The sequence below is a fragment of the Pedobacter sp. Leaf170 genome, from assembly GCF_920984665.1.
Lineage (GTDB): Bacteria > Bacteroidota > Bacteroidia > Sphingobacteriales > Sphingobacteriaceae > Pedobacter.
In genome coordinates, this window is record NZ_CAKLBP010000012.1 from 17,388 (window position 1) to 39,385 (window position 21,998).

Annotated in this window: 23 protein-coding genes; 19 read left to right on the forward strand and 4 right to left on the reverse strand. The window is 36.1% G+C overall.

Translation table 11 applies throughout. The features are described from left to right. Nucleotides 1-10: 10 nt before the first annotated feature. Nucleotides 11-1,768: a RagB/SusD family nutrient uptake outer membrane protein gene (locus tag LUA90_RS19220; protein WP_231464153.1), complete on the forward strand. Its 1,758-nt coding sequence runs from the start codon at nt 11-13 to the stop codon at nt 1,766-1,768. A gap of 70 nt (nt 1,769-1,838) precedes the next feature. On the opposite strand, the gene LUA90_RS19225 is transcribed toward LUA90_RS19220, so the two are convergent. Next, the gene (locus LUA90_RS19225) at nt 1,839-2,489 is read right to left on the reverse strand and encodes a hypothetical protein (protein ID WP_231464151.1); all 651 of its coding nucleotides are present in this window, start codon (nt 2,487-2,489) and stop codon (nt 1,839-1,841) included. A gap of 274 nt (nt 2,490-2,763) precedes the next feature. Between LUA90_RS19225 and lpxK the strand changes: the two genes are divergently transcribed. The 3 genes from lpxK to LUA90_RS19240 are packed head-to-tail and all read left to right on the forward strand — an operon-like array spanning nt 2,764 to nt 6,659. Then, a complete protein-coding gene (gene lpxK, locus LUA90_RS19230; protein ID WP_231464149.1) occupies nt 2,764-3,825 on the forward strand; it encodes a tetraacyldisaccharide 4'-kinase in 1,062 nt (353 codons plus the stop codon). Then, a complete protein-coding gene (locus LUA90_RS19235) occupies nt 3,797-4,612 on the forward strand; it encodes a purine-nucleoside phosphorylase (RefSeq protein ID WP_231492216.1) in 816 nt (271 codons plus the stop codon). Before lpxK ends, LUA90_RS19235 begins: the two co-directional genes overlap by 29 nt. A gap of 1 nt (nt 4,613) precedes the next feature. Further along, nucleotides 4,614-6,659, forward strand: a complete 2,046-nt coding sequence (locus LUA90_RS19240) for a putative porin (RefSeq protein ID WP_231492217.1) — start codon at nt 4,614-4,616, stop codon at nt 6,657-6,659. A gap of 54 nt (nt 6,660-6,713) precedes the next feature. Here LUA90_RS19240 and LUA90_RS19245 read toward each other — a convergent pair whose 3' ends face one another. Together LUA90_RS19245 and LUA90_RS19250 are read right to left on the reverse strand one after the other, a co-directional pair. Further along, nucleotides 6,714-7,421 carry a porin family protein gene (locus LUA90_RS19245; RefSeq protein WP_231464143.1) on the reverse strand — a complete coding sequence of 236 codons (708 nt, stop codon included), beginning with the start codon at nt 7,419-7,421 and terminating at the stop codon, nt 6,714-6,716. A gap of 271 nt (nt 7,422-7,692) precedes the next feature. Next, nucleotides 7,693-8,874 (reverse strand): asparagine synthetase B, encoded by a 1,182-nt coding sequence (locus LUA90_RS19250; RefSeq protein ID WP_231464186.1) that lies wholly within the window; start codon nt 8,872-8,874, stop codon nt 7,693-7,695. Between the two features lie 406 nt (nt 8,875-9,280). On the opposite strand from LUA90_RS19250, the gene LUA90_RS19255 reads away from it, so the two are divergent. The 3 genes from LUA90_RS19255 to LUA90_RS19265 all read left to right on the forward strand — a co-directional run bounded on the left by LUA90_RS19255 (nt 9,281) and on the right by LUA90_RS19265 (nt 13,183). Beyond that, entirely contained in the window at nt 9,281-10,252 is a 972-nt protein-coding gene (locus LUA90_RS19255) for a polyprenyl synthetase family protein (protein WP_231464141.1), read from the forward strand. Continuing rightward, the gene (locus LUA90_RS19260; RefSeq protein ID WP_231464139.1) at nt 10,252-11,301 is read left to right on the forward strand and encodes a TerC family protein; all 1,050 of its coding nucleotides are present in this window, start codon (nt 10,252-10,254) and stop codon (nt 11,299-11,301) included. The genes LUA90_RS19255 and LUA90_RS19260 overlap by 1 nt, the downstream gene beginning before the upstream one ends. Nucleotides 11,302-11,734: 433 nt before the next feature. After that, nucleotides 11,735-13,183 carry a M20/M25/M40 family metallo-hydrolase gene (locus LUA90_RS19265; protein WP_231492218.1) on the forward strand — a complete coding sequence of 483 codons (1,449 nt, stop codon included), beginning with the start codon at nt 11,735-11,737 and terminating at the stop codon, nt 13,181-13,183. Nucleotides 13,184-13,329: 146 nt separating this feature from the next. On the opposite strand, the gene LUA90_RS19270 is transcribed toward LUA90_RS19265, so the two are convergent. Further along, nucleotides 13,330-13,758, reverse strand: coding sequence for a CBS domain-containing protein (locus tag LUA90_RS19270; RefSeq protein ID WP_231492219.1), 429 nt, complete (start codon nt 13,756-13,758; stop codon nt 13,330-13,332). A 515-nt stretch (nt 13,759-14,273) separates the two neighbouring features. On the opposite strand from LUA90_RS19270, the gene LUA90_RS19275 reads away from it, so the two are divergent. The 12 genes from LUA90_RS19275 (at nt 14,274) to LUA90_RS19330 (ending at nt 21,750) form a co-directional block, all read left to right on the forward strand. Further along, nucleotides 14,274-15,581, forward strand: coding sequence for a site-specific integrase (locus LUA90_RS19275; RefSeq protein ID WP_231492220.1), 1,308 nt, complete (start codon nt 14,274-14,276; stop codon nt 15,579-15,581). Between the two features lie 328 nt (nt 15,582-15,909). Continuing rightward, nucleotides 15,910-16,212, forward strand: a complete 303-nt coding sequence (locus LUA90_RS19280; RefSeq protein ID WP_231492221.1) for a helix-turn-helix domain-containing protein — start codon at nt 15,910-15,912, stop codon at nt 16,210-16,212. Continuing rightward, nucleotides 16,205-16,516 (forward strand): helix-turn-helix domain-containing protein, encoded by a 312-nt coding sequence (locus tag LUA90_RS19285; protein WP_231492222.1) that lies wholly within the window; start codon nt 16,205-16,207, stop codon nt 16,514-16,516. The genes LUA90_RS19280 and LUA90_RS19285 overlap by 8 nt, the downstream gene beginning before the upstream one ends. Before the next feature lie 2 nt (nt 16,517-16,518). Then, complete coding sequence (locus LUA90_RS19290; RefSeq protein WP_231492223.1) at nt 16,519-16,833, forward strand: hypothetical protein; 315 nt, start codon at nt 16,519-16,521, stop codon at nt 16,831-16,833. Beyond that, nucleotides 16,823-18,322 carry a DUF3987 domain-containing protein gene (locus LUA90_RS19295; RefSeq protein ID WP_231492224.1) on the forward strand — a complete coding sequence of 500 codons (1,500 nt, stop codon included), beginning with the start codon at nt 16,823-16,825 and terminating at the stop codon, nt 18,320-18,322. Before LUA90_RS19290 ends, LUA90_RS19295 begins: the two co-directional genes overlap by 11 nt. Before the next feature lie 142 nt (nt 18,323-18,464). Then, nucleotides 18,465-19,754, forward strand: a complete 1,290-nt coding sequence (locus tag LUA90_RS19300) for a DUF6371 domain-containing protein (protein ID WP_231492225.1) — start codon at nt 18,465-18,467, stop codon at nt 19,752-19,754. Between the two features lie 152 nt (nt 19,755-19,906). Beyond that, nucleotides 19,907-20,251: a hypothetical protein gene (locus LUA90_RS19305; protein WP_231492226.1), complete on the forward strand. Its 345-nt coding sequence runs from the start codon at nt 19,907-19,909 to the stop codon at nt 20,249-20,251. 6 nt (nt 20,252-20,257) lie between these two features. Further along, the gene (locus LUA90_RS19310) at nt 20,258-20,554 is read left to right on the forward strand and encodes a hypothetical protein (protein WP_231492227.1); all 297 of its coding nucleotides are present in this window, start codon (nt 20,258-20,260) and stop codon (nt 20,552-20,554) included. An 11-nt stretch (nt 20,555-20,565) separates the two neighbouring features. Beyond that, entirely contained in the window at nt 20,566-21,141 is a 576-nt protein-coding gene (locus LUA90_RS19315) for a hypothetical protein (RefSeq protein WP_231492228.1), read from the forward strand. Between the two features lie 3 nt (nt 21,142-21,144). Further along, nucleotides 21,145-21,363, forward strand: coding sequence for a hypothetical protein (locus LUA90_RS19320; protein WP_231492229.1), 219 nt, complete (start codon nt 21,145-21,147; stop codon nt 21,361-21,363). A 5-nt stretch (nt 21,364-21,368) separates the two neighbouring features. Next, entirely contained in the window at nt 21,369-21,590 is a 222-nt protein-coding gene (locus tag LUA90_RS19325) for a hypothetical protein (protein ID WP_231492230.1), read from the forward strand. Continuing rightward, on the forward strand, nt 21,580-21,750 hold the full coding sequence (locus tag LUA90_RS19330; RefSeq protein WP_231492231.1) for a hypothetical protein: 171 nt from the start codon (nt 21,580-21,582) through the stop codon (nt 21,748-21,750). The genes LUA90_RS19325 and LUA90_RS19330 overlap by 11 nt, the downstream gene beginning before the upstream one ends. Nucleotides 21,751-21,998: the final 248 nt, after the last annotated feature.

Here is a 21,998-nt window from a genome sequence, read left to right on the forward strand (position 1 = left end):
AGAAATTATCATGAAAAGGAATATATTATTGTTCGCAACACTTTTATCAGCGTGTTTGGTTTCTTGCGAAAAACGTTTAGATGAAGTAAATCCAGGTGGCGCAACTGCTGATGCAACCTGGACAACACCACAAGGGTTTGTAACTGCAGTGAATGGTGCCTACCAGGAGCAACGTGCCTGGTACGGTAAGGAAGATGGTTTATTAGTTTCAGAAGGCGGAACCGATTTATGGTTCAATGCAAACAAGGCAAATTACGCAAATCAGCTTACACGCTATGAGGGTTTATCCGGTGCAACACCAAGCTCTTCGTTAGCATTGTTTAGGTTGTTTTATCGGGCAATTAATCTTTGTAACGCAGGAATCAATCGCATAGAAAGCGCAGGCTTTACAGACGCTGCAGAAAAAAACCGTCGTTTGGGCGAATTAAGATTTCTTCGTGGATTTTATTATTGGCACCTAGTAGAGCAATGGGGTGGAATAAATCTACGTACTCAGGAAACAACAACAGTAGAATTAACTGCCACTCGTAGCTCGGTAAGTGCTTTTTACGATTTAATCATTGGCGATTTAAAATTCGCAGCAGAGAACTTACCTGTTTCTTCTTTCTGGGGTGCAGAATATAGTCGTGCATCTAAAAAAGCCGCACTTGGTTTTTTAGCAAGAGCATATTTATCCAGAGCATACTACGCAACCGGTATAGAGCGTACAGAATATTTTACGCTTGCCCGAAACACTGCAAACGAAGTTATCGCCCGTAAGGCTGAAATTGGTACTGATTTATGGGCAAGTCCGGCCGAACTCTGGAACCCCGCAAATAATAAAAACAATAAAGAAGCGCTTTACATCATCAGCAATTCTACAAATACGGCCATTGATTATGACGGTAATGCAAACAGATTACATGCATGGTATTTAACGCAGTACAGCAATAAACCGGGTTTGGTTCAAAGTATTCCGTACGGGTTTGATGGTCAACGCCGTTTGCAACCTACACGTTTTCTTTTAGATTTGTTTAATGATCAGATAGATGCTCGTTATGCGGCAAGTTTCCAGGAAAACTGGTTGGCAAACTCTACAACAAATGGCTCAACAGCATTTACCTGGACGGCTGCACAAGCTGCTACTTATGGTAAAGCTGCAAGTGTTGTTGGTGCAACTGTAGTAAGTGGAACCGGCCTTTCTTTACAAATTACTAAAAATGTAGTGGCTGATAAAACCACCAAACCTTATGTGGTTGTAGATAGAGATGATTTATTCAATGCCAACGGTACAATAAAATCGTTAACAGATTTTGTAGCGTTAAAGAAGTTTTTAGATAATAACCGTACCGTTCCAAATTCTCAACCAGGTTTTAATGATGTTATTGTGATGCGTTTAGCAGAAATGTATTTAATATCCGCTGAAGCGGAATTTCAGATTGGAAATTATGGTGCGGCGGCAACACAATTAAATGTATTACGCACTCGTGCTGCTGTTAAAACACCTATAAACCAAACTGCAGCTATGCAAACAACGGCTGCTGCAGTTCAAAGTGGTGGTATAGATTTTATTTTAGATGAACGTGCAAGAGAACTCTGCGGAGAACAAATCAGATGGTTCGATTTAAAAAGAACACTAACCGGCGATCAGTTTGTAGCTCGTATTAAGGCTGCCAACCCAGATATTACTGCAGTGCAGGCATTTCACAGATTAAGACCAATACCCTTAACTGAACTGAACGCCTTGCTAAATGCAGCGGAGTTTGGTCAAAATCCAGGATATCAATAAATAACCTCTCAACAACAAAAAAGCAGGCAATTTGCCTGCTTTTTTATTAAATGAATTTTAGTTCTATTTGTTATTTGGCAACTTGATCATCATTGTATTTTTTGAAAATCATTGCTAAATCATCAAATCCTAAATATTTTGATTGAAATTGTTTTGTAAGTGCTGTGTTGTCTGCAAAGGCTTTTGATAAAATATCAATATAATTCTTCTTGGTAAGTTCGTAAGTTGTATTACCATCTTCATAAAAAAAAGTTTCATCAATACCTGTTGTTGAAGCACCACTAGAAAAAGAAGTTGTACTCGCAAAATTTGCTCTGCCGTTAGATGTTTGCATACTTGGCGCTGAACCCATGCTTCTACTCGCCGAACCTACCATAGTGTATATATTAAATTTTCTAAAAAACTTTGTAGTTGGGGTAATAGCAGCAACTGATGCTAAATACAACTTATTTGGCTTGTTATTCTCAGATTTTACCACTAAGCTATCTTTACCACCAGATAATACAACGGATTGTATTTTATCTAGACTTAGCGTTTTCTGTTCTGTTTCGTTATCGCTTTTGTAAACAATAGAATTTAAAGACGGAGGGCAATAAATAAAGCCATCAATTTTTTGTCCATTGGTATCATAATAGTGTCCAAATTTATAATCTTTGGCACTTTGGGCAGAGGCTGATAAGGAGAGTATAATCAGCCCTGCAAATAAATTTAATTTTAGCATAATGTAGATAATTTGTATTCTTAAAATTAATGAAAGTTATGCAGATTATTTTGATAAATCATTGTAATAAATCCGTTTAACTTGGATAGTTTAATAATTTTTATTTCTTTTTGATTTATTTAGATTTTAAAAATTTAGCTGCTAATCAAAAATTTATATATCTCCACCATAAAATTTTGACAAACATTAATGCTCTGATGAGGTTGTTTCAATAGGCATTGGCAACATGTGCTTTAAAATTTTAAATTATCCGTATTTTTGAAAACACGACAGTATGCTACTTAACTATCTACGCCTTTTACTTCTGCCATTTTCACTTATTTACGGTATAGCTATAACATTACGCAAAAAGCTATATGACTGGGGCATCCTATCATCTGTAAAATTCGATTTGCCGGTAATATGCATAGGTAATCTGGCTGTGGGCGGTTCTGGCAAAACGCCTACAACAGAGTATCTGGTAAGGTTACTTGCTGATTATAAAATTGCAATTCTAAGTCGCGGATATGGCAGAACAACAAAAGGCTTTATACTTGCTGATGAAAGTGCAACTGCCGAAACAATAGGAGATGAGCCATTACAATACTTTCAAAAGTTTAATAATGTAACAGTTGCCGTTTGTGAAAACAGAGTTAAAGGCATCGAAAAATTAAAAGACAAGCATGATTTAATCATTTTGGATGATGCATTTCAACATCGTAGCGTGAGGGCAGGCTTAAATATTTTACTTTTTGAATTTAGAAAATTAGGTACTTTGCAGTTCTTGCTTCCGGCAGGAAATTTAAGAGATGTTTTTGCATCAAGAAAGCGGGCAGATGTTTTGTTAGTAACAAAGGCTCCAGTGCCGCTTCTGCATGTTGCGCAACAAGCCTCAATTAATGAGTTACAACCTGATGAAACTCAAAAAGTATTGCACTCTTATTTAAAGTATAGCGATTTAAAGCATTTATACAGTGCCGAAATCCGGTCTTTGGAGTCAATAAAAGAGCACGAGATATTTTTACTTACCGGAATCGCAAACCCAGCGCCACTTATTGAAGAGCTCGAAAAGTATTCTAAAACCATTAAGCACGAAGAATTTCCAGATCATTATGCTTTTAAGCAAGCTGATATTGGCAAATTTAAATCAGCTTTTGAAGCCGGAGTAAAAAAAGAAAAAATCATTATCACAACAGAAAAGGATAGCAAGCGTTTAAAATCTGCGGAGTTTAAAGATTTACTGGTAAATTTACCGGTATATTTTTTACCCATCGAGGTTGAATTATTTGAAGAAGATAAGATTACCTTTGATGAACTTATTTTAAACTATGTTAAGAGCAATAGAAGAAACAGTTGAATATATAAAACGTAAAACCCAGGATTTTAAACCAGAGATAGGCATTATTTTAGGCACTGGCTTGGGTGGTTTAGTTAAAGATATCGAAGTTGAGCATCAATTGATGTATTCAAACATCCCTAACTTTCCAATTTCTACACTGGAATTTCATAGCGGCAAACTAATATTTGGAACCTTAAATGGGAAGAAGATTGTAGCCATGCAAGGTCGTTTGCATTATTATGAGGGCTATAGTATGCAGCAAATTACCTTTCCGGTAAGAGTAATGAAAGGTTTAGGTATCGAAAATCTAATTGTTTCCAATGCTGCGGGTTCTTTAAATCCAGAATTTAAAAAGGGCGATTTAATGATTATTGAAGATCACATCAATCTTCAGCCTGATAATCCATTACGTGGTCTAATTGAAAGTTCGCTTGGTCCGCGTTTTCCGGATATGAGTGAGCCTTACAAGCGTACTATAATTGCAAAAGCTTTAGAAATTGCTAAAAACGTAGATGTTAAGTGCCATAAAGGTGTTTATGTTGCGGTTTCTGGTCCGAATCTGGAAACCAAAGCGGAGTACAAATATTTGCGTTTAATAGGCGCTGATGCAGTTGGTATGAGCACCGTTCCGGAAGTTATCGTTGCCAACCATGCCGGTTTGCCGGTTTTTGCCATTTCTGTATTAACAGATGAGGGTTTTCCTGAAGAATTAAAGCCATTTAATTTAGATGAAATTTTAGAAGCAGCTGCTAAAGCAGAACCAAAAATGACAGATATCTTAACCAAACTAATTGCTGAATTGTAACATGCGCAAGGCTATTCTCCTATGTTTGGCAATTTTGTTTTTCATCGTTAAAAACGATGCAAAAGCGCAAGATTTAAAAACTAATGTTGGTAATAATAAGGAACTTGATTCGCTACGTAAAAAAGAAGAGGGTGAAAAAGATTCTGTCATTTTTACGGCAAAGTTTATAAAATATACTAAAATGGCTATGAGCAGAGACAGTATTGTTTTATTGCCATTAGATACTTCTACATATAATATTCAAAATTATAGTCCACTTTTACAGCCAAGGCATCCGGCTATTACAACGGGTAGCGTTGGGCAGGTAGCCCGACCTTTACTTTATGAGCCATCTAAAAGAATTGGTTTTGATGTGGGTTTCCATTCTTTAGATTATTATGCTTTAAATCCTGAAGATATAATTTATTATCAGGCAAGAGCACCATTTACAAGCTTGTACTTGGTTAGTGCAGGTCAAAAAGAGCAATATTTTAAAGCCATTCACAGTCAGAATATTAAAAAAAACTGGAATATGGGCGTCAATTTTAACCGAATGGATTCCCGTGGTTTTTACAGTAGACAAAGAGGAGATAATTTAAATATTGCCATTTTCAGTTGGTATCAATCGCCAAATAAAAGATACAACATGTGGGCTTCTGCAATTTTTAATACTTTAAGAGCTTATGAAAATGGTTCAATAGCAGAGCAAACGATTTTTAATGATGATTATGTAAAAATTGATAGAAAGGCCGAAGCAACCAATTTAACATCTGCCCGAAATCTGTACCGAAAAAATACAATCTTTTTAAAGCAAACTTATTATGTTGGTCGTATAGATAGCGCTACAGCAACCAATACATCGGTTTTACCAACCAATAAGGTTACTTACACTTTGGAGTACAATAATGATAGCTATGGTTTTTTTAAAGATGAACTGGATAATAATTTGGTTATACCAAAGGCTTTGGACAAAAGCAGTAAATTGGGTATTAACAGCGTAAACGCTTTAGATGCAATTTACACTAGTGATTCTACTCATTTGCAACATGTTAAAAACGAATTTATATACAGTTTCTTTTTAAGGGCAAAAAATTCGACTGTAATAAAAAATGAATTAAAACTTGATGCCGGCATAAAGCATGATTATTACAACTATACATCACTTGGCGCAAGAAGAGATGGTGTAACTTACGAAAACAGAACTTTTAGTTTTCAAAATTTGAGTGTTATTGGTGCGCTAAGCTATCGCTTTACCAGCAATATAGATTTAAACTTAGATGTGAACCAGATTTTTCAGGGCAGAAATGCAGGTGACTTTTTGTATGAAGCGAAAAGTAGAATTGGTTTAGGTAAGGCAATAGGAAGAATCGAACTTGGTGCTTATCTTCAAAATCAGTCTCCATCACAGCTTTTTACCAGTTATAACGGTAATCACTTTGAGTGGATAAATTCAGATTTAAAAAATACAAAAGTTGCCAACCTATCTTTTGGTTACATAAATGATAAACTAGGTTTAGAAGCGGGTGCAAAATATTTTCTAACCAGCAACTATTTATATTTTGGAACCACGATATTGGGATTAAATGATATTAATGTAAAGCCACTTCAAGAAAGTGCCGATATTAGTTTAATTAGATTAGATGTTGCCAAAAGATGGCGTTTTGGAAAGTTCTTAATTGAAAACTATTTAGCTTATCAAAAAACTGATAATAATGATGTGTTAAGAACACCAGAATTTTACACCTGCAATAGTTTCTCTTTCGATTTGAATCTTTTTAAAGTGCTTAAAACAAATATTGGTTTCGATGTTAGATATAATACCAGCTATGCAAATTATTTATATTCGCCTGCTATTAGTCAATTTTACATAGACCGCGAAGCTACAGTTTTGAAATCCGTACCTGTTGTTGATGTGTATTTAAAAGCGAATTTGAAGAGAGCAAATATTTTTGTTAAGTACGATTATGCTAATCAAGGTTTTTTATCCAAAGGATATTATACAGTTAATCGATACCCAATGCCAGATGCTTTGCTAAAATTCGGCTTAACCTGGAATTTTTACGATTAAACAAAAAAAGCTCCCGAAATTTTTCGGGAGCTTTTTTTGTACTTAGATATTTTCTTAGAAAGAATAACCTACTGAAAAACCTAAAACACGGTTTGTTAATTTACCGTCGCCAGATCTTGAATCTTTAGGTATTAAGTTTGATAAACCTAAACCATAGTTAGCGCCTACTAAAAATCCAGAGTTAGTGCGGTAAGCTAAACCAAGGTTTGCTCCAAATTCTGTTGAGCTGTAGTTTTTATCAGTTGTTGAACCAAATTTTAAATCATTTTCATTTGAAATTGTTCCTGCAGCATTACCACCAGTTGTAACAGTTTCAAATTTATTTTTACCTGAAATGTTAAATCCAACATACGGACCAGCTGAAATTTGTACTGCACCTGCATCACCTGTCGGGATTCTGAAAACTGCGTTTATTGGAACTTCGATTGCCATTAAACTTGTTTTGTTTGTTGTTGTGTTGGTAACACCAGCTGCTGTTCTTGTTTCCTGAAATTTAGCACCTTTATTTTGCAATGATACACCTGGTTGGATGAAAAAATTGTTTCCAACACCAAAATCTGCAAATGCCGTAACATTGAAACCAACGTTATCTTTCATTGTATTGTTGTAATCTTCACTACCGGTAAAGTCACTAGCGTGAAATCTAGCCAAGTTAACACCCGCTTTAATACCAAATCTAGCATCAGAACCGCTCATTGTTGTTTGTGCGAATGCACCTGTTGCTAATAAAACCACTGAAGCACTTAATAATAACTTTTTCATAATATTTTCTTTAGGTAAAGAATCTTGTTTAAATTTTTCTCCGAATTAATTTTCGGTTGTTAATTATCGCCATCATTCCAAAAGCTATGCCAAAGTATTATTTATGTTACCGCTTTGTTAATTAAAATATTGGTTTACAGTAGGTTTTTCTTACAATAAATCATTTAAGGGTAGGGCTGAAGTAATTTACAGAGTAATATTAAGAGTGTATAGTTAAGTGGATTTTTAGTCTTTTATAGAATAATTTACCGTTGCTAATACAAATTTAACTCTATGTTTTTTGAGGTTTTTTCTTTGCTGCAGGAAAAAGTACATTATTTAGGATTAATCTGTAACCCGCAGAATTTGGGTGGAGATTTAAATCGGTAGGTGGGTCGCCAACAGCGTGCTGGTAATCTTCCGGATCGTGCCCGCCATAAAAAGTAAACTGACCTTTGCCAACTTCTCCGTGCAGGTAACGTACTTCTGCAGCGCCCTTATTTTCGCCCAAAACGGTAACACTGGTTTTTATTAATCGTTTTTTAAATGCAGTTGTTTGTCCCATAAAGCCTTTAATAACTTTATCATGGTTTTGCGTGAGCATAGTTGGTACTAAATCCCACTTTGCCGAAAAATCAAAAAGTGTGAAATAATCATTACTTTCATTTAAACCTCTGCCATTGGTTGCATCTATATCCGAGAATTCATAATTCATTGGGTTATTATCGAGCTTGAAGTTTTGAAATGCAAGTGTTTTAGAAAAATCTAATTTAGATTGAGCGTTTGGATCGGCCCCATCTCCATCAAACATCGCTGCGCAAATATCTACACCTTCTGCAGCTAAGGCAATATCGAAACTATCAGTACCAGAGCACATGGCAAACATAAAACCTCCGCCAATGCAATATTCTTTAATCTGTTTGGCAACAGCGAGTTTCATTTGCGAAACTTTTTTAAAACCCAATCGCTTTGCTAAAGCTTCCTGGTTTTTAACATCTTCCTGATACCAATTGGCAAAGCGAAAAGATGACCAAAACCGGCCATACTGGCCCGTAAAATCTTCATGGTGCAAATGCAGCCAATCGTATTTGCTAAGTTTATCCTGTAAAATATCATCGTCGTAAATTACATCATAAGGAATTTCGGCATAGGTTAAAACTAGCGTTACGGCATCATCCCAGGGTAATTTGCTTTTTGGCGAATACACGGCTATTTTCGGAGTTTTTTCTAGTTTAACCATTTCCATATTTACAGATGGGTCGCTGATTTCATTAAGCAGATTTACAACTTTTCCATCGGCAACTACTTCGTAAGAAACGCCCCTGATTTTACATTCATCTTCTACTGTTTTATTGTATTTTATTAGAAAACTGCCGCCTCTATAATTTAAAAGCCAATCTACCTCAACCTGTTTGCTAATGGTCCAATAGGCAATTCCGTAAGCTTTTAAGTGGTTTTTCTGGTCTTCATCCATATAAATTAATATTGATGATGCTTTGGCGCCAAAGCTTAAAAGCAGAAAAAGTAATAAAAAGTAATGCTTCTTTTTAATGGTCATAATTACATAAAACACTAAAATACTTTATTTAGTCTGTTTCCTAAAAATAAAACTGCGCTATAGTATATTAATTGCATTCGTTAAACTTGCATAATTCTAACCAGGCTGTTTAGCCTTACTGCCAGGCTTTTTGTGTATTTACTTTGTGCCTAAACCTGATAGCAGCGGCAGCCCCGAGTTTTTTACGAGGGCTAAAGCGAAGAGCAGGACTAAAGATTGTAATTTGTAGTTCCTTTGTTTTCCAAATCCTTATTATTAGCAATATACATTATCTTTTTATTGGAAATAAGCTTAAGTTTGCAATCAAAATTTTTTCGACTTAATGCCGGGAATCGAACAGATAAAAACACCAATAGCAGCCGATATTAAAGCGTTTGAAAAAACCTTTAAGGAATCTATGCATAGCGATGCACCGTTGCTGGACAGGATTACACATTACATTGTTAAGCAAAAAGGGAAGCAAATGCGCCCGATGTTTGTTTTTTTTGCTGCAAAACTTTGTGGTGGAATTACCGAATCTACGCATCGTGGGGCGGCTTTAGTAGAGCTTTTACATACGGCAACTTTGGTGCATGATGATGTTGTGGATAATGCGTATGAGCGCCGTGGCTTTTTCTCTATAAACGCTTTATGGAAAAATAAAATTGCGGTTTTGGTGGGTGATTATTTACTTGCAAAAGGCTTATTGCTTTCGGTAAACAATAATGAACATCGATTGTTACAAATTGTATCAGAAGCGGTTAAGCAAATGAGTGAGGGTGAGCTGTTGCAGGTTGAAAAGGTACGCAGAATGGATATTTCTGAAGATTTATATTTTGATGTTATCAGGCAAAAAACGGCTTCGTTAATTGCATCTTGTTGTGCTGCGGGAGCGGCTTCATCGGGGGCAGATGATGCTACCATTGAAAGAATGCGTTTGTTTGGCGAAAAAGTTGGAATTGCCTTTCAAATTAAAGATGATACATTTGATTTTGGTACCGATGATGTTGGAAAACCATTAGGTATTGATATTAAGGAGAAAAAAGTAACGCTACCTTTAATTTATGCATTAAACAAAGCCGAAAAATCTGAACGGAAACGTATTATTAATCTGGTAAAAAACCACCAGGATGATACGGTTAAAATTCAGGAAATTATAGATTTTGTAAATGCAAAGGATGGTGTTTATTATGCCAACCAAAAAATGCTCGAATACCAGCAAGAAGCTTTTGATATATTACACCAATTTGAAGCCGGGGAAGCGAGAACAGGACTCGAACAACTCGTTTTATATACCACAGAACGTAAAAAATAATGAGTAACGAATTACTTTTCAGTTTAGGTTTCCTTCTGTTTATTGTGCTTATTCTGGCACTTGATTTAGGTCTTTTTAGTAAGAAAGAACATGTTATAAGCTTAAAACAAGCCGGTATAATGAGTTTGATAATGGTTGGGCTTGCGCTTGGCTTTTATTTTTTGTTGCTAACCGAAGGTCATCAGTTGCACGGTATTGAAGATTTTAATCGATTGCAATACATCATTACCAAGCACCAGCATCACATAAAAATTATCCCTGATGATTTGCCACAAAGTTTGGCTGTTTATCGGCAAAACCTTGGATTAGAATTTTTAACAGGATACGTTATAGAATATGCTTTATCTGTTGATAATATTTTTGTAATTGTCCTTATTTTCTCTGCCTTTGCTGTTGAAGAAAAATACTATCACCGCGTATTGTTTTGGGGGATTTTAGGCGCAATTATCATGCGTTTCATCTTCATATTTGTAGGTGCGGCCTTAATTGCAAAGTTCGCATGGATTTTATATATTTTCGGTGCATTCTTAGTTTTTACTGGAATAAAAATGTTTTTCAGTAAGGATGAGGATGACAAAATAGACCCGGAAAACCATCCCGTAGTAAAATGGGCCTCGAAGATTTTTGCAATTCACCCTAAATATGAAGGAAAGAATTTCTTCGTTAGAATTGACCATAAGCGTATGGTTACGCCATTGTTTTTGGTTTTGCTAATTGTAGAATTTACAGATTTGCTATTCGCGGTCGATTCAATTCCGGCAATTTTTGCAGTAACAAAAGACCCCTACATTGTATTCTTTTCGAATATTTTTGCCATAATGGGCTTGCGTTCTATGTTTTTCCTTTTGGTAAATATTATCCATAAATTCCATTATTTAAAAACTGGTTTAGCATTCCTTTTAGCCTTTATCGGTGTGAAAATGTTAGGTCATGTTTATTTAGAAAAATGGGGTTTTACTACAGAACATTCATTAATCGTTATTCTGAGTATTCTGGTGATTAGTGTGGTTGCCTCATTGGTTTTCCCGAAGAAGGCAAAACATAAATAATGGTTTTTTGACCACCTTATACATGTAAGTCCATCTAAGTTGAAATAATTAGATTTTTGCTTATACTATCAAAGACTTATAATATTCGTGTAGGGCGAATAGCCTTAGATGTTCTCAGATTTTTTAGATGGGAAAATTTTTGGAAAGCAAAAACAACATTTCACTTATCGTTCGTCTTGCTTTCCGTTTAAATCTTTTTTAAACTTCTGTCATGCAGAGGCACGAAGCATCTGTTTCATCGTTTGCAGATGCTTCGTGCCTCAGCATGACAGCATATTCAATGTCGCTGAAAACAAAAAGTATTTCCACTTCAATCAGGTTTACAAAACAAATTTTGTGCTTATGGCTTTGGTTGTAGAGCGCAAAATAAACGTTACAGCCAAAGTTTTGCACTTAAAATTTGTACTTTAACACCATCAAAAACTAAACTTTTATGAAATACCTTTTTTCTGCTGCGCTGATTTGTGCTGCATCGTTTGCTAATGCACAAGATAAATTTGGAGAAGTGTTTACTAAAATAAATACCGAAGTACAGCAAAACTCAAAAGCATATCAAACCTTAAAATATGAAACCGAAACCATCGGTCATCGCTTAACGGGTTCTGAAAACGGTGCCAAGGCAGAGCAATATGCTTACAATTTACTAAAATCGTATGGCTGCGAAGTTAAATTTCAACCATTTGAAGTTGAAAGCTGGAGCCGGAAAACAATTAAAGTAGAAATTGGTGCCGATAAAAATTCGCTATCACAAGTTAAAGCTGTTACACTGGCACATTCGCCGGTTTCTGCAAATATTACTGGTGATATCGTTGATGCAGGAAATGGTTTGGAAGTAGATTACCAGGCCAATACAGCCAAATTTAAAGGTAAAATTGCTTTGATTTATTTGGGCGTTTTACCAGGTTCTCCGGCAGGAACAAAGTCTTTGCACCGCTCGGAAAAAACCGCAATTGCAACAAAATACGGTGCAAGCGGAGTTATCATTATCAATACTGTTAAAAATGGCGTTTTGTTAACTGGTACAGCATCGGTTACTGGCAAATTAATTACTATACCTGCAGTTTGTATCGGTTTAGAAGATGGTTTGGCATTGAAAGAGAAACTAAAAACCCAGGCACAAGTTGCGCATATTGAAATGACAAATTTCTCTGGCTTAATTAAAGCAAGAAATGTAATTGCAACATTTAAAGGAACCGAAATGTCAAAGGATAAGATTGTTGTTGGCGGGCATTTAGATAGTTGGGATTTAGCAACTGGCGCAATTGATAACGGCATTGGTTCTTTTGCAATTATGGATATGGCAAGAACTTTCAAAAAACTGAATCTTAAAACAAAGCGTACTGTAGAATTTGTTTTATTTATGGGTGAGGAGCAAGGCTTGTTAGGTTCTAAAGCTTATGTAGAGCAAGCTAAGAAAGATAAAAACTTAAACCAGGTTAAGTTTATGCTTAACTACGATATGACAAACGACCCGAAAGGCTTTTCAACTTCTCGTGCAGAAATGAAAGAATTATTTACTGCCTGGGGAGCAGATATTGTAAAAATTGATTCAGGCTTTAAAAATCTTTTCAATGCAGGTGCCGGTTTACATAGCGATCATCAGCCTTTTATGTTAGAGGGTATTCCAACTGGTGGCGGTGCAGGTGGTAAATTGCCGAATAACTCGGGTCCGTTTTACCACTCTGATGGCGATAGCTTTAAATTAGTAGATGAACAAGGGTTAAAAAATACGGTTCGCTACAGCACAATGTTAACCTACGCTTTAGCAAATACGCCAAAAATTCCGGTAGGTGTGCAAGGCGAAGAAGAATTAAGAGCGTTTTTAGAAGCACAAAATTTAAAAGAGCCTTTGACCATTGCCGGCGAATGGCGTTGGAAATAGTTTTTTATAGCGTTATCACTTTTTTTCTTAGGGGGTTGATGTGATAGGTTTAGGGATTACAATGGTTTTTATGTGCAGTATTTCGAAACATAATTACCACGAACCAGTTTTCCCTAAACCTAAACCTAAACCTAAACCTAAATCCTCTACCCACTAATATAACTTTCCAGCTGAGATATGGTTTGGCGTTGGTCGGCGATAATAAATTTCACCAAATCACCTATAGAAATCATTCCTTTAACCTCATTATTCATCACTATTGGTAAATGACGAATGTGTTTTTCTGTCATAATTTCCATGCATTTATCAATCGTATCATTTAAAGAAATTGTAATAGGATTCGGTGTCATGGCTTCATCTATACCTGTATCTTTCGATGCTTTGCCTTGAAGCACGATTTTCCGGGCATAATCTCGTTCTGTAAAAATCCCAACTAATGTTTCATTTTCCATAACAAGTACAGCGCTGATGTTCTTATCAGTCATTACTTTTAATGCATCCAAAACAGAGCTATTCGGACTTACAGAAATAATTCTAACTTGCTTGGTATCAAGTAAATGTTTTACAGTTTTCATAATGGTTAATTTGGTTACATCAATTTAAGAAATAATAAACTGTAAATCAATATTTTAATTAGAATATACAGGCCTTTGCTTTAAAAGGATTATCTAACCAATGCAATTGCACCTAACGATACAAATAAACCAGATAACAGTATTATTTTAATCAGCCTTTTGGCAAAGCTAATTGGTGAAAATAACGCCCAGAATATTTAATGCTTTGTAGAAATTATTCATAGAGAACGAAATGTTACTCTAATAATAGGCATTAGATTTTACATTTTATAAACCTGCTAGTTCTTTCAATTATTTGGCTTTCACAAAGCTATGCCGTAACTTTGTATTACATTTAAAAACAATAAATTATGTCATCAGTAGTGATAAAATATGCCCTGTTTCCTACTGTTTCTAGTTTAAATCATCTTTAAAATCGCTGTATTTCAATAGTCTACCTGTTTCTATCTTTCTCATGTTTAAAAAAAGGTGGGCAAATAGTGGGCAAATTATTTTAAAGTGCCTACCTTCGTTGTATGGCGACTGCAAGAATAGTTTTAGATACACGTAAGGCGAAGTCTGACGGTACTTACCCGGTTAAGATTCGCATTGCCCACGTAAAAGATTTTAGGCGCTTAGGCACTACTTTATCAATGTCTAAGGAAGACTTTGATAAAATGATGTCTGGCAAAAATTTAAAGGAGTTCCATAAATCTGCTAGGTACAAACTTGATGCGCTTATCAGCAAAGCCAATTCAATAATCGAGACATTAGAACCATTCGATTTTGATACCTTCAATACAAGATTTAATCAAACTGGTAAGCGCAGCAACCTTATTTTTTTAATGAAGTCAAAAGCTTTGGAGTTTGAAGCGGACGATAAAATTGGAAGTAAAAATCTATACAACCAGGCTGCGGCATTGTTGACGGAATATATTAATCGTAATCGGTCCGCAAATGCGGATAGGTTGATAGAGCTTCAAATAAGTCAGGTTACCGCCAAATGGTTAGCGGATTTTGAAAAATGGGCTTTGAAAGTTACATACCAGAAAAAGGTTAAAGGGTCAACTGAAGCTAAGACTGAGCAAAAGTATTCCAAAACTACGCTGAGCATGTACCTGATTCGTGTGAGGGCAATATTTAATGAAGTAATTAGCCGCAAGGAGCTAAAAGCTGAAGCATACCCATTTCATAAGGCAGACAATAAGGCTGGCTATAAAATCCCTCAAGGAATAAATAATAAGAGGGCGCTAACTATTGCGCAAATAATGCAGATTTATAATTACGAGCCACAAACACAAACGGAGGACTTTGCAAAGTCATTTTTCTTATTCAGTTATCTTGCATCGGGCATGAACTGTATAGATATATTTCGCCTTAAATGGTCAGATATCAAAAAGGACTACTTTATATTTGTTAGAAAGAAAACTGAAAATAAAACGGGCGGCACTAATAAAATTACCATTCAGCTTAATCCGCAGCTCTGGGCGATAATAGAAAAGTACGGTACTCACAAAATTAGTACGGGTTACATTTTTAATATCATCCCCGCTAATGCTACCGAGCGTGACGTAAAGAATAAAACAGCTACTGCGATAGCAACTATCAATACTGGGTTAAAAAGAATAGCCTCTAAGCTTGGAATTACCGAGGATATTTCGACGTATTACGCAAGACACAGTTTTTCCACTAACCTGATGAATAACGAAGCGCCACTGGCATTTATATCAAAGCAGTTAGGGCATAAAGACTTAAAAACAACTCAGAACTATCTTGATAGCTTCACCACAGAAAAAGCAGAACAATACCAAAGCAAGCTATTGGATAATGATTTGACGGGTTAATATTATTTGGACAAAGAAATAATCAAATACTAAAGAAAATAGCACTGAAAATTTTCATTATTAAATATTTCTATTTACCTTAGCAAAATCAAAGCCGAGTAATCGGCGTTTTTTTGATTTAGTAGTTCCATAATTATGGAACATATGGAACTAAATAATCCTAACTCAATCTGCGATTCTGCACGAACTGGGCTAGAAATAAAACATAGATACACCCTGATGCAGTAAGAATGCGCTCCAAACGCATTTAACAAGCTGTCAACTTATATTATGCCGCATCAGGGTGATATCTATAAACGAAATATTATTTACGATTAAAGGCAATTAGATGGAATTAACTGGAAAATCTAGCTTCACTGCGTACGGCTTTCTTTTTAAGAAACTTGAAAGTATAGAGAAGTTTCTCAAATCAGAATTGAATTACGCAAATGCAGAATCAATACCTGAGAAAGAAGAAAAAATGTCGATAGCTGAAGCTGCGGCATATCTAGGCTGTACCACACGTACGATTGATAATTATTTCAATCGCGGTATTCTGGTTAGGCACCATGAAGGTAAAAAGGTGTATTTAATCAAAAGCCAGATTGATTCAGGTTTTATGGCAAAATTAAAAGAGGGCAAAAATGGATAGATATTACGAAGAACTTAAACAGGAAGTTATAGAGCTTAAATCAATTATCTTAAGTGGTGCTCTTAATCCGGTTTCTCAAAAGCCAACTTATCTGAAAGCTGACGCTGCGGCAGAATTTCTAAGCACTACGAAGAATGCACTTCATGTAATGGTGTATAAGGACCAGATTCCATACATCAAAAAACTGGGCAAGCTTTATTTCCTGCAATCCGATTTAGTGGAGTGGCTTGAAAGCGGGCGTGTCAACCTTAACCAGACCTCTCCGGAAGATATATTAATCAGTAAAAACAAAAAAAGATCTTAACTATGAGTCAAGACCTTAAAAACTTTGATGGTGATGGGCATCACGATTTCAAAGATAAGAAATATTCCTATTCCAATCAAGAAGCTGAGCTTGTACAAGTTAGGGAATACTTAACGAAGTACAACCATAGCGCAACTATGATAGCTACTGCGCTCAACATCTATCGGCCGAATATTTCCCGATACGTTTCTATGCTTCGCGAGGATGGTTTGGTATTTACAACCCACAAAGGATATTGCAAAGAAACTGGCCGCTTAGTATGCTACTTAAGCTGCAATCCTGAATTGAAGAAAGGAGGTGCTGCGGATGGTGAATAATGGTACAAGCTCATTAGATTTGTTAAACAAGCTCAAGTCCGATGTTTCTCAGGCAAGCATGGTGGAAGATTCGCCCGAAAACGAGAGCATTCTTTTCCCTTTGGAAGCTTTCCCCGAGGAAATAAGGGAAATAGTTCTACACTATAACAAGTTCAAAAGTTATCCGATTGATTTTTTTGCTTGTAGTATTCTGGCGGCTGTTGGTTCGGCTGTTGGTAATAGCCATATAATGCAAACCAATGACGGTTACGAGAATAAAGCAAATATATTCATTGCTAATGTTGCCCAGAGAGGAATTAATAAAACCTCACCTACAGAAGAAGCTTACAAGCCAATAGTAAGAAAGCAGAATGAAAATTATAAGTTTCAAAAAGCTGACTTCGATAGAATGATTGCTGATAAGGCATCAGAAAAAGAGCAAAAAAAAGCGAAGAAGCTTAAAGATGAGCCAAAGTGCACTGAAAGTGTCGTCAAAGTGCCCAATGATGAAGACTGGTTTGATGCTGTAAATGAGAGTGTTACAGATGAAAGTGTCCAAAGTGCACAAAGTGCCATTAAAGAAAATAAATTTATCCATATCAGACCTCTGTTAAATGAAGCAACACCAGAAGTCTTGATACACCATTTAACCAAAAGTAGTAGGGGTGTAACCATTGTTTACGATGAATTAGCCGGATTTTTAAAGGCATTCAATAAGTATAACAAAGGCAATGATGAGCAGATGTATCTTTCTCTGTGGCAGGGCAATGCATACAACAAAGATACCTTTACTCATGGCACTCAGGTTACTGGTAGCCCGTTTCTATCAGTGATTGGAACTATACAGCCAACAGTATTAGCAGAACTATTCAAAGAGAAAACGGAAAACGGATTTTTCGATAGGTTTCTTATTTGCTACCTAACGGATGTAAAGAAGCCTTACCCATCAATGGTAGGTGTAGATCCATTAATAATAAATAGGTACGTACGTGTGATAGACACTTTACAATCCTTATGGTATTCTGATACTCAAAAGTGTTTGAAGTATACTAGGGAAGCTAGCCAGATTATTTTTGATGCCGTCTGCAAGTCTATTGACATAGAAAATGATATATCAACTTCAGAGGTAGAGCGTGGAGTTAGAGCAAAGCTGATAATTTACATTCATAAGCTTGCTCTTATAATGCAACTTCTTGAATATGGTATCTCTGGCAATCCTGATGATAAGAATCAGATAGGAGTTACCTCAGCTAAGTCTTCAGTATTATTATTCGATTACTTCTTGAAAATGGCTATTAAAGCTAGGCTTAAGAGTAGAGCTGAACTATTAACAGGTTCTCTAAAAACTATCTACTCATCCCTACCTAATGAAAAGAACTTTTCTACAGCAGATTTTGTAAGAGTGTGCTCGCAATTCATGGAGCCAAGGGGAGCTAAAAAGTTATTAGCTAATCAACTTGATAAGCTTTGGACAAAGGTTAGTCATGGCTCTTATAGCAAGATAGAATAATTACATATACAAGGCACTTTGGACACTTTGTGCACTTTGAGATAAAAACACCCTTTAGCAAGGTTTAAATAAAGATTTTCGAACATATCAAAGTGCACTTTGTGGGGCACTTTGAGTGCACTTTGAACTAAATATTAACAAAATGAGTGAACACAGGTATTATTTGCAACCATACAGAGGAATGTCTACAAAACATCAATGCCCTGAATGCCGTGGTAAAAAATGTTTTACACACTACATTGATGATGAAGGAGGAGCAATTGTTCATCCTTCTGTAGGACGGTGTGAAAGGCTTTCTAAATGCTCATACCACAAGACTCCAAAACAATATTTTGAAGCAAACGGAATCACGCCTTCTGATACTTGGAAGGCAAAAGAACCTGAGCCGGAAAAGCCAGTTTCGCTGATTGAACAAAGTATTTTAAAACAAAGTCTATCTGACTTCTCAAAGAATTGTCTTATCCTGTTTTTACAATCGATTTTCAGTGAAGAGCAAATAGATGAGGTGTTGAATAATTATCTAATAGGCAGCACTAAAAGTGGCGGTACAATATTTTGGCAGGTTGATATTTCTGGTGATGTTAGGACCGGCAAGATTATTAATTTCAATCCTAAAACTGGTCGAAGGAATAAGGACGTTTTACCCGCTGTAACTTGGGTGCACAAAAAACTAAAGTTAAAAGACTTTAATCTAGGGCAATGTCTGTTCGGTGAACACTTAACAAGAATATATCCTAACAAACCCATTGCAATAGTTGAGAGCGAAAAAACGGCAATTATATCTAGCATTTACTTTCCTCAATTTAATTGGTTGGCATGTGGTGGCGTGGAGCAGCTTAACGGGAAAAAACTAAATATTCTAATTGGTAAATCGGTCACATTATATCCAGATTTAAAGTGTTTAGAAAAGTGGGAAGATAAAGCGGTTCAATATGGCTACAGTGTTTCAAAAACACTAGAAGAGATTGCAACATCCGAAGAAAAAGCGAACGGCCTTGATTTAGCGGATTATTTAGTCAGGTTCAAAGTTAGTGACTTTACAACACCTGCTCCGGCACCTGCAGTTCCTATCCAGCCGCAGCCACTTACACCATTGCCAATTGAGAAACCTAAGACGATTGAGATTGATTTACCCGCAGCCGTGGAACCAAAGGAAACACCGTACTATGTAAGTCCTGGTTGGGTTGATTTTGATAAAACAAAGTTTAAGGAAAAAGAAACATTCAAACCTAAACTTTGGGATATCCCTTGCTTTGATGGTTTAGTTATACCGCAATCGCTGCGGCTCGATGCTGCCAGTATGATTAACGATGTACCCAAATGCATCAATTCACACTTAGCGATGCTTAATGCTCACAACGGCAATAATGCCTATAAACCATACTTAACCAGATTACAAAAAATACATTCATTAATAACTCAATCCGCATAGTTATGTGTATGCTAATTATCACGCTACTCATTGTAGCAATCGTATTGGAGGGAACTTACCAACCCCGAATAGATTTCACGAGAGGCAATAAGATTCTGCTCTGGTATGGTAGAACTAACAGAAAATATTTAATCATTAATTAAAAAAACAATATGCCAAAATTAATTGTGCCGGTCTTCGGGCAAAGTGAAATAATCAAGCAGTTTGAATCAGATTTACGTGACGCTGTGAAGGATCCAGAGCCAGCCGAAACACGAGAAAGAATTTTAAGTGTTTTGGATGATTCACCTATAGGAATAAATATTTCATTATTCCAATTTGATGGAAGAAAAGATCAATTTATTCAAATCAATAGTAATCACCTCAAGCCGAAAACAATATGTGATAACACTCTTGTCGAATATGAACGTGAAAATACAAGTATAATTCTCGAAAGAAAATCAGCAATCCACTTAAGAGATTTTCTTACGACCCTAATTGACAACACCTCTGAATAAAAAACCATGACCAGAATAATATTAGACATCATCCGAGAATGCGATAAAGCAGGAATTAGAAAAGAGCAGGCTAGGTTCTACAATTACAACAAAGGCGTTTTTAATTACATAGTTGAATTGCCGGACAACGTAATCCACTGCTTTGAGTTCACTGGAACCGAGTTCGAGATCTTTGAGAAAATCAAGGTTGAGCATTTAGTCAAAATGGATTGCTTCAATACCTTCAAACATAAAGTTTGGTTTAATGGCAACATCATTAGCGAAAGTGAAACAGTTTTTAATCCACTGAATAGAATAAATTAAACGAACACACAATGACAAATTTAAAAACAATGGCGAACGAGGAATTGCTAGCCAAGATTGGCGGGTGCAAAAATATTGAAGGTTTAACGGCATTAAAGCCAGTTATAGACGAGCAACTAAGTGCGTTGCATCCAAATGATTATTCTGGTGAGATAATTCTCAAAATGTATGGTTTTGCAATGCACACTATGCAAACCAATCCAACTATTTACCCATTCTTAAACTTTAAAGAAGCAATCAATCAGCCCGAGGAGGTCCCGAAAGCAGGCAAGAAAGGCAAGAGCATAGAGCAGCTAGTTGAGGAGGATCCTTTGCACCTTTACAATAGGGAGTTGGATAACCAATACGGTTTCTGGGAGAATGGAAAATACTTTTTTCAGCAAGCAGATGTACCTGCCTTGTTAAAGTTCTTACAAGAACCTGAACTGTCAACCGCTATCAAACATGCTGGCTTACTTAAGTCGGTACAGGCATTGCAAAGGTTTTATTTATGCTACGTTGTGGCTAATAACACGTGCAAGAACCTAAAGGAGCTTAGAACAACTACTTCCCATATCGAACAAAAGAAACCTTTTCCCACATTTTAGAATATGTCAATAACCAAAACTCGGTACTCAGCAGCCAGTGAAGCTGCGGTACCACATCAGGATTATCAAACAACTACAATTGATGTCTTAAAATTAGAGATTTCATCTATTCGGGGTAACAAATGGTTATCGGCTGATGAGAAGGATGTGAAGTTGAAGAAGTTAAAAAAAGACCTTGCACCAAACATGCCAGAAGAAGTTTTCCAAGCACTATTAAGTTAAAATATATGAACGCCTTAGATAAAAATATTCAAAAAATCGATATCCAAATTGAAGCGCTACGTAAAGAGTGCGATTCGACAAATAACGTTCTCATTGATGCCCTTGAGAGCACGATAACAGATTTAACCGCTGCAAACCATGTTATTAATCTTTATGCGAAGATGTCATTGGATTTAGGCCAGATAATTAAGCTCACCAATCAGAAACTGCAACTCTATGGAAAATAATAAATACAAGTATGGCAGATTCGAGGATGTGCCTGAAAAATCAAAAGTTCAGATACTCAATGACGAAATTGAGATGGTTAGAAAGAACAGATTTTTATCCGAGCAAGAGCGAACAACACAAATCAGGAAAATAGAAGAAGCAAGAAAGGAGTACGAATAATGGGAGGTATAAAAATATTTGAAGGGATGAGCCAAATAGAAAAGTTGAGGTTTTCCCAAATGGCAGCTTTCAGGCTAAAAGATATTGACCATGATGCCTATATGGAATGTGTTGCTTATAGGTAAGCCTACGACCAACCCATCTTGACTTAACTTGTTTTGACTGTTAATTTTGATTAAAAATCATGATATGAAAAAACCAGTTTTACAGTCAAACGAAATGTTTCCCCATGTTGAGGCCTGGATGTC